The organism is Pseudomonas sp. 22085, from assembly GCF_052045815.1.
In the GTDB taxonomy this organism is placed as follows: domain Bacteria; phylum Pseudomonadota; class Gammaproteobacteria; order Pseudomonadales; family Pseudomonadaceae; genus Aquipseudomonas; species Aquipseudomonas glycinae.
In genome coordinates, this window is sequence record NZ_JBQEQA010000035.1 from 16891 (window position 1) to 30464 (window position 13574).

Below are 13574 nucleotides of genomic sequence, written 5' to 3' on the forward strand. Positions count from 1 at the left end.
GGATCAGGCCGATAAACAAGCCACGGGGTTTGACCAGCGTGGTCATTGGCCGCTCTTGACCGGATAGAAACCGTCAGACAGGGTCTTCAGCGCAGCCGGCAAACGCGGCCCGAGCCCGCCGACCAGCAGCGTCGGATCCAGTTCCAGCACGCGTCCGGTCTTGGCCGCACGGCTGGAATTGAGGATCGGGTTTTCCTTGAACAGCGCCGCTTTCGCCGCCTCGCCGGTCAGCGCACGGTCAGCGAACACCAGCACTTCAGGATCGAGACTGGCCAGGGACTCCACGGAAAACGGCTTGTAACCGGTGTGGGTCGCAAGGTTGTGCCCGCCCGCTTGTTGCAGCAGCCAATCGGCGGCGGTGTCTTTGCCGGCGATCAGCGGCTTGCCGCCAGCATGTCCGAGCAGCAACAGCACGCCCGGCGCTTTCTGTTTAGTCTGCGCTTGCGCCACACGCGCCTTTTGCGCATCAAGTTGTTGTTGATAACGTTGCAGCAGCTGCACGGCCTGGCTTTCCGCGCCCAGCAACTGCCCCAGATGGGTGACGTTTTTCTCCAGCGTCGGCAGATCCGGCTGAGCCGAGAACAATTCCACCTGCACCTTGGCGCTGCGCACCTGCGAGATCACTGGCGGCGGGCCCATTTCTTCGGTGCCGATCAGGATGTCCGGGCGCAGGCTGAGAATGCCTTCGGCCGACAGGCTGCGCTGGTAGCCGATGCTCGGCAGCGACTTGAGGGACTGCGGATGCTGGCTGGTGGTGTCGACCCCCACCAGTTTGGCTTCCCCCCCCAGTGCACTCACCCACTCCGACAAGGCGCCGCCAGCGCTGACCCAACGTTGCGGCAACTCGGCCGCTGCAGCCTGGTGGCTGACCAAAAGTCCGACACACAGCAAGGCAACGCGGGTACTCAGGCGCATAGACAGCTTCCTTGAAAGGTTTTCCCGGGCATCGGAACGGCAGGCCAAGTATCCTCGGCAGCGCTCACCTCGCCACGGGCGAAGGCGGCCATTTGATAATTGTTTGCATTTGAACGTCAAGCTCGGACATATCCGGACACGAGCCGACACTGAGGATAGCCATGAAGTTTCTTTGCGCGGGTGCCGATCTGATTGAAGGCGGCAGTCGCGGTTTCGATATCGACGGGAAAAAACTGTTGGCCGTGCGCCGTGCGGGGCAGGCGTATGTCTACCTCAATCGCTGCCCGCATCGGGGCGTCGGCCTGGAATGGCACCCCGACCAGTTTCTCGACCCGAGCAACAGCCTGATCCAGTGCGCGACCCACGGTGCACTGTTTCTGATCGAGGACGGTGAATGCGTCGCCGGCCCCTGCGCCGGGCAATCGCTGACGGCCATCCCTTGCCGTGAAGACGCGCAAGGGCTGTGGATCGATGTTTAACCGTTGAGCAGCACGTCCAGGCGCCGGTCGATCACCATTTCTTCATGGCTCAACCGCACGCCGTACGCCAGGACTTCGACCCCGCACGCCACTGCCTCACGCAGCGCAGCGGCGTAGGCGAAGTCGATTTCCTCGGCAGGACGCACCGCTTCGATACCCGTGAGATTGACGCAGTACAACTGCACCGCGCGAATCCCGTCCCGGGCCAGATGCGCCAGCTCACGCAAATGCTTGGCGCCACGATCGGTCACTGCATCGGGAAATGCCGCGACCGCCGTGCCGTCGAAACCCAGCGTGACACTTTTCACTTCCACGTACGCCGGGCCCGTCGGGTAGTCGAGGCGAAAATCGATCCGGCTCTTTTCCTGCCCGTACGCCACCTCGCGTTTGAGCCCGGTAAACCCGCTCAATTCGCTGATGACACCGGCCTGCAAGGCTTCTTCGACCAGTGCGTTGGCGCGTCCGGTGTTCACGCAAAACAGCCGGCCCTGCGGGGTTTCACCGACTTCCCAAGTACCGGGCAGTTTGCGTTTCGGATCTGTGGAGCGACTGAACCAGACCTGCCCGCCCTCGACCTGGCAATTGAGCATCGAGCCGGTGTTCGGGCAGTGAATGGTCAGCAATTCGCCGCCAACGGTTTCGATATCGGCGAGAAAACGCTTGTATCGCCGGATCAACCGGCCTTCTTCGAGCGGAGGATGAAAGCGCATCAGCCTTGCCAGCTCTTCAAGCCACGGGCGATACGCTCTACCGCTTCCTGTAGGCGTGGGAGGTTTTGCGTGTAAGCAAAGCGCACGTGATGACTGGCCTGATAGCGGCCGAAGTCCAGCCCCGGCGTGAAGGCTACATGTTCGGTTTCAAGGAAATGTCGGCAGAACGCGAAGGCATCGCCGCCGAACTGGCTGATATCGGCATACAAATAGAACGCGCCTTCCGGCTCTACGGCAATGTTGAAGCCCAGCTCCCGCAATGCCGGCAGCAGGAAGTCACGGCGACGGCCGAATTCGGCGCGGCGCTCTTCGAGAATCGCGATGGTGTCCGGCTCGAAACAGGCCAGCGCCGCATGCTGGGCCATGCTTGGCGCACTGATGTAGAGGTTCTGCGCGAGTTTTTCCAGCTCACTGACGGCCGCATCCGGCGCCACCAGCCAGCCGAGGCGCCACCCGGTCATGCCGAAATATTTGGAGAAACTGTTGAGGACAAAGGCACTGTCGTCCACTTCCAGCACACTGGCGGCGTCGGTGCCGTAAGTCAGGCCATGGTAGATCTCGTCCACCACCAGATGCCCGTGACGGGCCTTGATGGCTGTGGATAACCCGGCCAGCTCATCGCGGGTCAGAATCGTACCGGTCGGGTTGGCTGGCGAGGCGACCAGCGCACCGACGCTGTCGTGATCCCAGTGGCGTGCCACCAGGTCCGGCGTCAGTTGATAGCGAACGTCCGGGCCCACCGGTACAAGCTGTGCCGCGCCTTCGACCAACCGCAAAAAGTGTCGGTTGCAAGGATAGCCAGGGTCAGCCAGCAGCCAGTGCTTGCCCGGATCCACCAGTAACGCGCTAGCCAGCAGCAACGCCCCGGAACCGCCGGGGGTGATGAGAATCCGTCGAGGATCGATGTTCAGGCCGTAGCGCGTCTGATAGAAGCCGGAAATCGCCTCACGCAGTTCGGGAATGCCACGGGCTGCGGTATAGCGGGTTTTCCCCGCCGTCAGGGCTTGCTGGCCGGCGCGGATGATCGGTTCGGCGGTAGTGAAGTCCGGTTCGCCGATTTCCAGGTGGATCACGTCGTGGCCGGCGGCCTGCAATTCATTGGCCCGCGCCAGCAACGCCATGACATGGAACGGTTCGATCGCACGACTGCGCGCACTGTAGGGCTGAGCCATTGGCCTTCCTTCAACGGGGGAAAAGAAACGATTCTACCCATCTGCCGGAACGAGCGAGAACCCGCAGCGGTCACAGCCTCAAGAACACTGGACTGTAACGACCCGCGCGTACGCTCCAGGATTGACTAAAATCAGTGATTGAGCAGGTTTGCAGCACCGCCGGACATGGCTTGGCAAACATTTGCAAGTCCCCTCGGCCACGCGCTCGACATCCGGGAGTAGCGCGGGTCGAATTGATCTGGTAAGTTCGCCCGCTTGCAGCCGCAGGGCCGGCAGGTGTCGGTGATGGAGCAATCCTGCGCAATGGATTACAAGAGTAGAGGCGGTCCATTTCATGCCCACCCAAGCAAAGCAACAGGCAAGTCAGACACTCAGCGGTTTCGAACCTTACGTCCCTAAAGAGGGCGAAGAGTACATGGGCGCGCCTATGCGTGCGCATTTCACCAAGATCCTGACCAAGTGGAAACTCGACTTGATGCAGGAAGTCGACCGCACTGTTGATCACATGAAAGACGAAGCGGCCAACTTTCCTGATCCGGCCGACCGTGCCAGTCAGGAAGAAGAGTTCGCCCTCGAGCTGCGCGCCCGCGACCGCGAGCGCAAACTGATCAAGAAGATCGACAAGACCCTGCAACTGATCGAAGACGAAGAGTACGGCTGGTGCGACTCTTGCGGCATCGAGATCGGCGTCAAGCGCCTCGAGGCCCGTCCGACTGCCGACATGTGTGTCGACTGCAAGAACCTGGCGGAAATCAAGGAAAAGCAGGTCGGCAAATAATCCCTACCTGAACGAAAAACGGAGCGTGCGAACGCTCCGTTTTTGTTTCTGCCGTTTTTTACTCTTCAAGTAACATCGCCCTCATGACTGCCAACTCCTCCCCCGCCTACATTGGCCGCTTCGCCCCGACCCCCAGCGGACACCTGCACTTCGGTTCGCTGGTCGCCGCCCTGGCCTCTTATCTGGACGCACGCTCGGTGGGCGGCCGCTGGCTGGTGCGCATGGAAGACCTCGATCCGCCTCGCGAAGAGCCGGGCGCGCAAGCGGCGATTCTCAAGGCGCTGGAAAGCTATGGCTTCGAATGGGACGGCGAGATGGTTCGCCAGAGCGACCGGCACGAGGCCTACGCCCAAGTGCTCGACAGCCTGTTCAATCACGGCCTGGCGTACGCCTGCACCTGTTCGCGCAAACAACTGGAGCCGTACCACGGCATTTATCCTGGGCTGTGCCGCAATGCCGGCCATGGCCAGGAAGACGCGGCGATTCGCCTGCGCGTGCCGGAGCTGGAATACCACTTCATCGACCGGGTGCAGGGCGAATACCGCCAGCATCTGGGCCGCGACGTGGGTGATTTCGTGATCCGCCGCCGCGACGGCCTCTACGCTTACCAACTGGCGGTGGTACTGGACGACGCCTGGCAAGGCATCACCGACATCGTGCGCGGCGCCGATCTGCTTGACTCCACGCCGCGCCAGCTCTATCTGCAGGAACTGCTGGGCCTGCGCCAACCGCGCTATCTGCATCTGCCACTGATTACCCAACCGGACGGTAACAAGCTCGGCAAATCCTATCGCTCGCCACCGTTGGAAGCCGATCAGGCCACGCCATTGCTGCTGCGGGCCTTGCGTGCACTGGGGCAAAACCCGGGGCCCGAACTGGCCCACGCCTCGCCGCAAGAGCTGCTGAAATGGGGTAGTGCCCACTGGGACGCGACGAAGATCCCGCGCACACTGACCCTGCCCGAAGCGCAACTGCTGTGACGACACTTGCAGTGGCGCGCCCATCCGTTACCATCGCCGCACGTTTTCGGGCACGCGCATAAAAAAGAGAGGCCGGGATGTACATCTATCGCTTGGTCCTGCTTCTGGTCGTGGGGATCTACCTGTTTTCTCCCGCCATCATGGATTGGTGGATCGACGCCACGGGCGCCTGGTATCGCCCTTATCTGCTCTGGCTGATCCTGATTGTCGTGACCTTCATCCTGCAGAGCCAAAAAGATGCCGATGAGCTTTAGCCTGACCCAGATGCTGCTGATCAGCGCCGCCTACCTGGCCGCGTTGTTCGGCGTGGCCTGGATCAGTGAACGGGGCATGATCCCGCGGGCGATCATTCGCCATCCGTTGACCTACACCCTGTCGCTGGGGGTCTATGCCAGTGCGTGGGCGTTCTATGGCACGGTCGGTCTGGCCTATCAGTACGGCTACGGTTTTCTGTCCAGTTATCTCGGGGTATCCGGGGCGTTTCTGCTGGCGCCGGTGCTGCTGTATCCGATCCTCAAGATCACCCGCACTTATCAACTGTCGTCGCTGGCGGACCTGTTCGCCTTCCGCTTCCGCAGCACCTGGGCCGGTGCGCTGACCACAATTTTCATGCTGATCGGCGTCTTGCCGTTGCTGGCGTTGCAGATCCAGGCCGTGGCCGACTCGATCGGCATCCTCACCGGCGAACCGGTACAGAACCGCGTGGCCCTGGCGTTCTGTGCGCTGATCATCCTGTTCACGATTTTCTTCGGCTCCCGTCACATCGCCACCCGTGAAAAGCACGAAGGGCTGGTGTTCGCGATTGCCTTCGAATCGGTGATCAAACTGGCGGCCCTCGGTGGCGTCGGCCTCTATGCGCTGTACGGCGTATTCGACGGCCCGCAACAGCTTGAACTGTGGCTGCTGCAGAATCAGACCGCCCTTGCCGCCCTGCACACGCCATTGCAGGAAGGCCCGTGGCGCACGTTGCTGCTGGTGTTTTTCGCCTCGGCGATCGTGATGCCGCACATGTATCACATGACTTTCACCGAAAACCTCAACCCGCGCTCGCTGGTCAGCGCAAGCTGGGGCCTGCCGCTGTTCCTGCTGTTGATGAGCCTGGCGGTGCCGCTGATTCTCTGGGCCGGCCTGAAACTCGGGGCCACCACCAATCCGGAATACTTCACCCTCGGCATCGGCATCGCCGCCAACAGCAAGTCGCTGGCGTTGCTGGCGTATGTCGGCGGTCTGTCGGCGGCCAGCGGCCTGATCATCGTCACCACGCTGGCCCTGTCGGGCATGGCCCTGAACCATCTGGTGCTGCCGCTCTACCAGCCGCCGGCCGAGGGCAACATCTATCGCTGGCTGAAATGGACCCGCCGGGCGCTGATCGTCGCGATCATCATGGCCGGTTTCTGCTTCTATCTGATGCTGGGCGCCGAGCAGGACCTGGCCAACCTCGGCATCGTCGCCTTCGTCGCGACCCTGCAGTTCCTGCCGGGCGTGTTGTCAGTGCTGTACTGGCCGACCGCCAATCGCCGCGGCTTTATCGCCGGTCTTCTGGCGGGGATCGTGGTGTGGGTGGTGACCATGCTGTTGCCGCTGGTCGGCAATCTGCAGGGTTTCTATATTCCGCTGCTGAACATGATCTACGTGCTGGACGACACCAGTTGGCACATGGCGGCCATCGCCTCGCTGGCGGCCAACGTCCTGATGTTCACCCTGATTTCTTTGTTCACCAATGCCAGCCCCGAAGAGGCCAGCGCCGCCGAAGCCTGCGCGGTGGACAACGTGCGACGCCCGCAACGCCGCGAATTGCACGCCGCTTCGCCGCAGGAATTCGCCACGCAACTGGCCAAACCGCTGGGCGCCAAGGCTGCGCAGAAAGAAGTCGAGCAGGCCCTGCGCGACCTTTATCTGCCCTTCGACGAGCGCCGCCCTTATGCCTTGCGCCGCCTGCGCGACCGGATCGAAGCCAACCTTTCCGGCCTGATGGGTCCGAGCGTCGCCCAGGACATGGTGGAAACCTTCCTGCCCTACAAGGCCGGCGGCGAAAACTACGTCACCGAAGACATCCACTTCATCGAAAGCCGCCTCGAGGATTACCACTCGCGCCTGACCGGTCTGGCTGCCGAACTCGATGCCCTGCGCCGCTACCACCGCCAGACCCTGCAGGAACTGCCGATGGGCGTCTGCTCGCTGGCCAAGGATCAGGAGATCCTGATGTGGAACAAGGCCATGGAAGAACTGACCGGAATTGCTGCGCAACGGGTCGTCGGCTCGCGCCTGAGTACCATCGCCAATCCGTGGAAAGATCTGCTGCAAGGCTTCATCCATCTGCCGGACGAGCATTTGCACAAACAGCATTTGGCCCTCGACGGCCAGACCCGTTGGCTGAACCTGCACAAAGCGGCAATCGACGAGCCGCTGGCACCGGGCAACAGCGGCCTGGTGTTGCTGGTGGAAGACCTGACCGAAACCCAGATGCTCGAAGACAAACTGGTGCACTCCGAGCGCCTGGCCAGCATCGGCCGACTCGCGGCGGGTGTGGCCCACGAAATTGGCAACCCGATCACCGGCATCGCCTGCCTTGCGCAAAACCTGCGCGAAGAGCGCGAAGAGGACGGTGAGCTGACGGAAATCAGCGGCCAGATCCTCGAACAGACCAAACGCGTGTCACGCATCGTCCAGTCGCTGATGAGCTTCGCCCACGCCGGCAGCCATCAGCACAGCGACGAGCCCGTCTGTCTGGCGGAAGTCGCCCAGGACGCCATCGGCCTGCTGGCCCTCAACCGGCGCAATTTCGAAGTCCAGTTCTACAACCTGTGCGATCCCGACCACTGGGTCGAAGGCGATCCGCAGCGGCTCGCCCAGGTGCTGATCAATCTGCTCTCCAACGCCCGTGACGCCTCGCCTGCCGGCAGTGCGGTGCGGGTCAAGAGCGAAGCCGGCGAACACACGGTCGATCTGATCGTCGAAGACGAAGGCAGCGGTATTCCGTCGAGCATCATGGACCGATTGTTCGAACCCTTCTTCACCACCAAGGATCCTGGCGAAGGCACCGGTCTGGGCCTTGCACTGGTCTATTCCATCGTTGAAGAGCATTATGGACAAATCACCATCGACAGCCCGGCTGATGTTCAGAGCCAGCGCGGCACCCGTATCCGGGTGACATTGCCGCGCCATGTCGAAGCGACGTCCGCTGTGAACTGAGACCGTCGAGAGTATCGAATCAATGCCGCACATTTTGATCGTCGAAGACGAAACCATTATCCGCTCCGCCTTGCGCCGCCTGCTGGAACGCAACCAGTACCAGGTCAGCGAAGCCGGTTCAGTGCAGGAAGCACAAGAACGCTTCAGTATTCCCACATTCGATCTGATCGTCAGCGACCTGCGCCTGCCGGGCGCTCCCGGCACCGAGCTGATCAAGCTCGGCCAGGGCACACCGGTGCTGATCATGACCAGCTACGCCAGTCTGCGCTCGGCGGTCGACTCGATGAAGATGGGCGCGGTGGATTACATCGCCAAGCCTTTCGACCACGATGAAATGCTTCAGGCTGTCGCGCGGATCCTGCGCGATCGCCAGTCGGCGCCTGCTGCCGGCGAAGCAGCTCCCGCGAAATCGGCCAATGGCAGCGGCAAATCCGCCATCGACAACAGCAATGGCGAGATCGGCATCATCGGTTCGTGTCCGCCGATGCAGGATCTTTACGGCAAGATCCGTAAAGTCGCGCCGACCGATTCCAACGTATTGATCCAGGGTGAGTCCGGTACCGGTAAAGAGCTGGTGGCCCGTGCCCTGCATAACCTGTCGAAACGCGCCAAGGCACCGATGATCTCGGTGAACTGCGCCGCCATTCCGGAAAGCCTGATCGAGTCCGAACTGTTCGGCCACGAGAAAGGTGCGTTCACCGGTGCCAGCGCCGGTCGCGCCGGTCTGGTGGAAGCGGCGGACGGCGGCACGCTGTTCCTCGACGAAATCGGCGAGTTGCCGCTGGAAGCCCAGGCTCGCCTGCTGCGCGTGTTGCAGGAAGGCGAAATTCGCCGGGTGGGCTCGGTCCAGTCGCAAAAGGTCGATGTTCGCTTGATCGCGGCGACCCACCGCGACCTCAAGAGCCTGGCGAAAATCGGCCAGTTCCGTGAAGACTTGTACTACCGCCTGCACGTGATCGCGTTGAAACTGCCGGCCCTGCGCGAACGCGGCGCCGACGTCAACGAAATCGCCAATGCGTTCCTCGCTCGTCAGAGCGCACGCATCAACCGCACCGACCTGAAATTTGCCGCCGATGCCGAACAGGCGATCCGGCACTATTCCTGGCCGGGTAATGTGCGGGAGCTGGAAAACGCCGTCGAGCGCGCCGTGATTCTGAGCGAAAGCCCGGAAATCTCTGCCGACCTGCTGGGCATCGACATCGAGCTGGGTGATCTGGAGGACGACGAATTCATCGGCCTGCCGGCGCAACCGGCCGGTAACGCCAGCAATAGCAGCCACGAGCCGACCGAAGACCTGTCACTGGAAGACTACTTCCAGCATTTCGTGCTCGAGCATCAGGACCACATGACCGAGACCGAACTGGCGCGCAAACTGGGCGTCAGCCGCAAATGCCTGTGGGAGCGTCGTCAGCGTCTGGGCATTCCACGGCGCAAGACCGGGGTCGCCAGCGAGAGCTGAACGTTACCTGTCGAGTGTGCGGGTTACCGTTGAAGAGGTGAAAAAACTGTTACCTCAGTCTTTTCACGTAACAGAAGCCGGGGTTATCGGTAACGAAACCCCGGCTTTTTTTCGCCCTGCGAAAACGGCTATATCGACCTAACCCCTTGTTTTATTGGGGTTAGCAAAAGTTGGCACGGCACCTGCTATATGTTTGGTACAAGAACAATAACAAGCAATGCACAAGACAATAAAAATAAGACGAATCGACTCACGCACAATAAAAACAAGACGGCGAGAGGCGCAGCTAACTGATTCTTTTGGAGAGGCGTTGTATTTGGGGCTAGCCCCACGACCAGGCCGAGAACAACAAAAACTGTCTTAAGACAGAGCCTGTACTGGTTGGATCGCAAGATCACTGCAACACAGCGACCAAAGCAATCCGTTTGCTCTTGGCTCCCGATTGGGAGGGTCATGAAGGAAAAGCTTCATGGCGAGGGCACTCAACAAAAACAAGAAGCCCGAATCAATAATAAAAAGAGCACGCAACTACTTCTTGGGGAGCTTCGGCTCCCCTTGTAGTTTATTCTTCCCGGCAAATTCCCCCTTCTGACGCATCCCCACCCCCTCTAGCCTGCGGCTTGCAGCGCAAAACGGCAGCGTCCTACACCATCCCTCGACTAAATGCTAGAATCCCGGCCCATCATGCGGTCATTCTCTGGTATGGCCGAACATTCCTTCAAACAGTGCATCCCATGCTGAAGAAGCTGTTCCAGTCATTCCGAACTCCCCTGCGTCGTACGCAACACATCCGTAGCACGCCTGAAGTCCTCAACAGCGGCCAACATTCGCTGCAGAAGGCGCAATTCAGCCGGTACGCGGTCAACATCGTCGAACGTCTGCAGGGCGCCGGCTACCAGGCCTACCTGGTTGGCGGTTGCGTGCGAGACATGCTGCTGGGCATCACGCCCAAAGACTTCGACGTCGCCACCAGCGCCACCCCCGAGCAGGTTCGTGCCGAATTCCGCAATGCGCGGATCATCGGCCGCCGCTTCAAGCTGGTACACATCCATTTCGGTCGCGAAATCATCGAAGTCGCGACCTTCCGCGCCAATCACCCGCAAAACGAAGACGACGAAGACAGCAACCAGTCTTCGCGCAACGAGAGCGGGCGCATTCTGCGTGACAACGTCTACGGCACCCTGGAAGAAGACGCGCAACGCCGCGACTTCACCATCAACGCGCTGTATTACGATCCGGTCAGCGAACGCATCCTCGATTACGCCAACGGCGTGCACGACATCCGCAATCACCTGATCCGTCTGATCGGCGACCCGAAGCAGCGTTACCAGGAAGACCCGGTGCGGATGCTGCGGGCCGTGCGTTTCGCCGCCAAGCTCAATTTCGGTATCGAGAAGCACACCGTCCAGCCGATCCGCGAACTGGCGCCGATGCTGCGCGAGATCCCGTCGGCCCGCCTGTTCGAGGAAGTGCTCAAGCTGTTCCTCTCCGGTCATGGCGCCATCACCTTCGAGATGCTGGTCGACCTGCAACTGTTCGCGCCGCTGTTCCCGGCCAGTGCCGATGCGCTGGAACACAACCCGGAATACACCCACACGCTGATCAGCGAAGCCCTGACCAACACCGACCTGCGGATCAAGCAGAACAAACCGGTGACCCCGGCGTTCCTGTTCGCCGCGCTGCTGTGGCCTGCCCTGCCGGCCCGCGTGTTGCGTCTGCAAGAGCGCGGCATGCCGCCGATTCCGGCGATGCAGGAAGGCGCTCACGAACTGATCGCCGAACAGTGCCAGCGCATCGCGATTCCAAAACGCTTCACCATGCCGATCCGCGAGATCTGGGACATGCAGGAACGCCTGCCACGCCGCAGCGGCAAACGCGCCGACCTGCTGCTGGACAATCCGCGCTTCCGCGCCGGCTACGACTTCCTGCTGCTGCGTGAAAGCGCTGGCGAGCAGACCGATGGCCTGGGCGAGTGGTGGACCGATTATCAGGACGCCAACGACAGCGAACGTCGCGACATGATCCGCGACCTGAGCGGCAAGGGTGATGACGCCAGTGGCGCACCGCGCAAGCGTCGCCGCAGCAGCGGTTCCAAGCGCAAGCGCGCCGGCGCACCGAGCGCCACGGGCGAATAAGGCATGGAACGCATCTACATCGGCATGGGCAGCAACCTGGCTGACCCGGCCGAACAACTGCGCAGCGCGGTCGACGCGCTGGGGCAATTGCCCGACACCGAACTGGTCGGTGTGTCTGCCTTCTACCAAAGCGACTCACTGCTGCCGGGCCAACCGCGTTACACCAACGCGGTTGCCGCGCTCGACAGCGCGCTCGCCCCGCTGGATCTGCTTGATGCCTTGCAGGCAATCGAAAACGATCAGGGCCGCGAACGCCTGGAGCGCTGGGGCCCGCGCACGCTGGATCTGGACATTCTGCTGTTCGGTGATCGACTGATCGACGAGCCGCGACTCAAAGTCCCGCATTACCACATGCAGGAGCGCGCATTCGTTCTCTATCCTTTGGCCGAACTGGCGCCCGAGGATCTGCATCTGGCCGATGGCCGCACCCTTTCAGATCTTCTCGCAGCCTGCCCGTTCGTCGGCCTCGAACGCCTTCCCCACCCCTGAGATCTATCCCCTGTGGGAGCGGGCTTGCTCGCGAATGCGGTGTATCAGCTCAATAAGATGCTGACTGGCACGACGCCTTCGCGAGCAAGCCCGCTTGTATGTTTAGACTTGAAGGGGTGGGCGGGACTAAAAGCTCGATTCCGACTCTAGCCAGTACGGACCGTGGGAGACTTCTCGTCCCGCCCTTTCTACCTAAAGCGCCGATAAGGAATTCATCGGTAAAACCGACGATAGAGGCAAGCCAGCGCTACGGTAGACCCCGACAAGCTCTTAAACCCTAGCTCCGAGGATTCGTCATGACAATCCTTACCTCGCCAACGGTGATTGGTGTCGATGTGGCCAAGGCCGAAATCGTTGTTTATCGCGAAGATCTGGAAATTACCCAGGTCATCAACAATGACCGCACGTCTGTAGGTCGTTGGCTGAAGACCTTGCCCGCACAAAGCTCGATCGCTCTGGAAGCCACTAATCTCTACCACCTGGACACGGCCGAACTGGCCCATGGTATGGGGCATCGGGTTTACGTCGTGGACCCTTACCGGGTGAGCCATTACCGCGAAAGCATCGGTCAGCGTGCAAAAACCGACCCTTGTGATGCACGTCTTCTGGCGCGTTATCTAACCAGTGAACAGCACCGGCTGCGGGTCTGGAGCCCACCACCACGGCACTACACGGTGTTGAAAAGTCTGCTTAACAAGCGTGCGCAGCTGATGAAGGCCCGAGTCAGTATCATGCTGAGCTGGTCAAACGAACCTCTCCTTGAAGATCTTTTGGCCCGTGGGTTGGAGCATTTCAAACAGCTTGATCAAGCCATTCAGGAATTACTCCGCAAAGTCAGCCAAGAGGCCGGCATTAGCGAAAACATCAGACGCTGCAAAGCGATTGAAGGGATTGGTGAACTCACGGCAACGGGCTTGGCAACTACGTATATGCGAGGTGAGTTCGCCAGCGCCGATGCGTTCATCGCCTTTCTGGGAATGGATTTGAAGGCAAAGGACTCAGGCAAGAAACACAGTCCTCGCCACTTGAGCAAAAAAGGTGACGGAGAATTACGGCGTCTTGCACACAATGCAGCTATGGCAGCTTGTCGGTCCCCTGTTTGGAAACCGTTCTATGAATCCTATCTGGCAAGAGGTCTAGCCAGAACTCAGGCTTTGGTCATCCTCGCCCGTAAGCTTTGCCGGGTGGCATTCGCCCTCATGAAAAATCAGAGCGAATACCAACCCAATTTAAGGTTGCAGGGTTCCCCTGCAACATAGAATCTC

The 13574-nt window shown here is 60.7% G+C and carries 12 protein-coding genes; 9 read left to right on the forward strand and 3 right to left on the reverse strand.

Annotated features, from left to right (window positions below; translation table 11 throughout):
• Nucleotides 1–42 precede the first annotated feature (42 nt).
• A complete protein-coding gene (locus ACTJK7_RS28395) occupies nucleotides 43–915 on the reverse strand; it encodes a heme/hemin ABC transporter substrate-binding protein (RefSeq protein ID WP_440781043.1) in 873 nt (290 codons plus the stop codon).
• A 161-nt stretch (nucleotides 916–1076) separates the two neighbouring features.
• Between ACTJK7_RS28395 and ACTJK7_RS28400 the strand changes: the two genes are divergently transcribed.
• Nucleotides 1077–1394 carry a Rieske (2Fe-2S) protein gene (locus ACTJK7_RS28400; RefSeq protein WP_085655074.1) on the forward strand — a complete coding sequence of 106 codons (318 nt, stop codon included), beginning with the start codon at nucleotides 1077–1079 and terminating at the stop codon, nucleotides 1392–1394.
• Here ACTJK7_RS28400 and sfsA read toward each other — a convergent pair.
• Entirely contained in the window at nucleotides 1391–2104 is a 714-nt protein-coding gene (gene sfsA / locus ACTJK7_RS28405; RefSeq protein WP_085655072.1) for a DNA/RNA nuclease SfsA, read from the reverse strand. The two genes, ACTJK7_RS28400 and sfsA, sit on opposite strands and share 4 nt — an antisense overlap.
• Nucleotides 2104–3276 carry a pyridoxal phosphate-dependent aminotransferase gene (locus ACTJK7_RS28410; protein ID WP_064382065.1) on the reverse strand — a complete coding sequence of 391 codons (1173 nt, stop codon included), beginning with the start codon at nucleotides 3274–3276 and terminating at the stop codon, nucleotides 2104–2106. Before ACTJK7_RS28410 ends, sfsA begins: the two co-directional genes overlap by 1 nt.
• Nucleotides 3277–3610: 334 nt before the next feature.
• On the opposite strand from ACTJK7_RS28410, the gene dksA reads away from it, so the two are divergent.
• From dksA to ACTJK7_RS28450, 8 genes are all read left to right on the forward strand, one after another.
• Nucleotides 3611–4054, forward strand: coding sequence for an RNA polymerase-binding protein DksA (dksA, locus tag ACTJK7_RS28415; RefSeq protein ID WP_039771633.1), 444 nt, complete (start codon nucleotides 3611–3613; stop codon nucleotides 4052–4054).
• Between the two features lie 83 nt (nucleotides 4055–4137).
• Nucleotides 4138–5034, forward strand: a complete 897-nt coding sequence (gene gluQRS / locus ACTJK7_RS28420; RefSeq protein ID WP_440781046.1) for a tRNA glutamyl-Q(34) synthetase GluQRS — start codon at nucleotides 4138–4140, stop codon at nucleotides 5032–5034.
• A 77-nt stretch (nucleotides 5035–5111) separates the two neighbouring features.
• Nucleotides 5112–5288: a hypothetical protein gene (locus tag ACTJK7_RS28425; RefSeq protein ID WP_003176118.1), complete on the forward strand. Its 177-nt coding sequence runs from the start codon at nucleotides 5112–5114 to the stop codon at nucleotides 5286–5288.
• Nucleotides 5272–8226 carry a sensor histidine kinase gene (locus tag ACTJK7_RS28430; protein ID WP_007959612.1) on the forward strand — a complete coding sequence of 985 codons (2955 nt, stop codon included), beginning with the start codon at nucleotides 5272–5274 and terminating at the stop codon, nucleotides 8224–8226. The genes ACTJK7_RS28425 and ACTJK7_RS28430 overlap by 17 nt, the downstream gene beginning before the upstream one ends.
• A 22-nt stretch (nucleotides 8227–8248) precedes the next feature.
• A complete protein-coding gene (locus ACTJK7_RS28435) occupies nucleotides 8249–9685 on the forward strand; it encodes a sigma-54-dependent transcriptional regulator (RefSeq protein WP_011335968.1) in 1437 nt (478 codons plus the stop codon).
• Between the two features lie 734 nt (nucleotides 9686–10419).
• Nucleotides 10420–11820, forward strand: coding sequence for a polynucleotide adenylyltransferase PcnB (locus ACTJK7_RS28440; RefSeq protein ID WP_007959609.1), 1401 nt, complete (start codon nucleotides 10420–10422; stop codon nucleotides 11818–11820).
• Nucleotides 11821–11823: 3 nt separating this feature from the next.
• Nucleotides 11824–12309, forward strand: a complete 486-nt coding sequence (folK, locus tag ACTJK7_RS28445) for a 2-amino-4-hydroxy-6-hydroxymethyldihydropteridine diphosphokinase (protein ID WP_440781047.1) — start codon at nucleotides 11824–11826, stop codon at nucleotides 12307–12309.
• A 296-nt stretch (nucleotides 12310–12605) separates the two neighbouring features.
• Nucleotides 12606–13568, forward strand: coding sequence for an IS110 family transposase (locus ACTJK7_RS28450; protein WP_440779566.1), 963 nt, complete (start codon nucleotides 12606–12608; stop codon nucleotides 13566–13568).
• Nucleotides 13569–13574 lie beyond the last annotated feature (6 nt).

Coding starts and splice junctions, on each gene's coding strand:
- gluQRS (WP_440781046.1), top strand. CDS start 4,138: ATGACTGCCAACTCCTCCCCCGCCTACATTGGCCGCTTCGCCCCGACC.
- sfsA (WP_085655072.1), bottom strand. CDS start 2,104: ATGCGCTTTCATCCTCCGCTCGAAGAAGGCCGGTTGATCCGGCGATAC.
- ACTJK7_RS28430 (WP_007959612.1), top strand. CDS start 5,272: ATGCCGATGAGCTTTAGCCTGACCCAGATGCTGCTGATCAGCGCCGCC.
- ACTJK7_RS28410 (WP_064382065.1), bottom strand. CDS start 3,276: ATGGCTCAGCCCTACAGTGCGCGCAGTCGTGCGATCGAACCGTTCCAT.
- folK (WP_440781047.1), top strand. CDS start 11,824: ATGGAACGCATCTACATCGGCATGGGCAGCAACCTGGCTGACCCGGCC.
- ACTJK7_RS28395 (WP_440781043.1), bottom strand. CDS start 915: ATGCGCCTGAGTACCCGCGTTGCCTTGCTGTGTGTCGGACTTTTGGTC.
- ACTJK7_RS28425 (WP_003176118.1), top strand. CDS start 5,112: ATGTACATCTATCGCTTGGTCCTGCTTCTGGTCGTGGGGATCTACCTG.
- ACTJK7_RS28400 (WP_085655074.1), top strand. CDS start 1,077: ATGAAGTTTCTTTGCGCGGGTGCCGATCTGATTGAAGGCGGCAGTCGC.
- dksA (WP_039771633.1), top strand. CDS start 3,611: ATGCCCACCCAAGCAAAGCAACAGGCAAGTCAGACACTCAGCGGTTTC.
- ACTJK7_RS28435 (WP_011335968.1), top strand. CDS start 8,249: ATGCCGCACATTTTGATCGTCGAAGACGAAACCATTATCCGCTCCGCC.
- ACTJK7_RS28450 (WP_440779566.1), top strand. CDS start 12,606: ATGACAATCCTTACCTCGCCAACGGTGATTGGTGTCGATGTGGCCAAG.
- ACTJK7_RS28440 (WP_007959609.1), top strand. CDS start 10,420: ATGCTGAAGAAGCTGTTCCAGTCATTCCGAACTCCCCTGCGTCGTACG.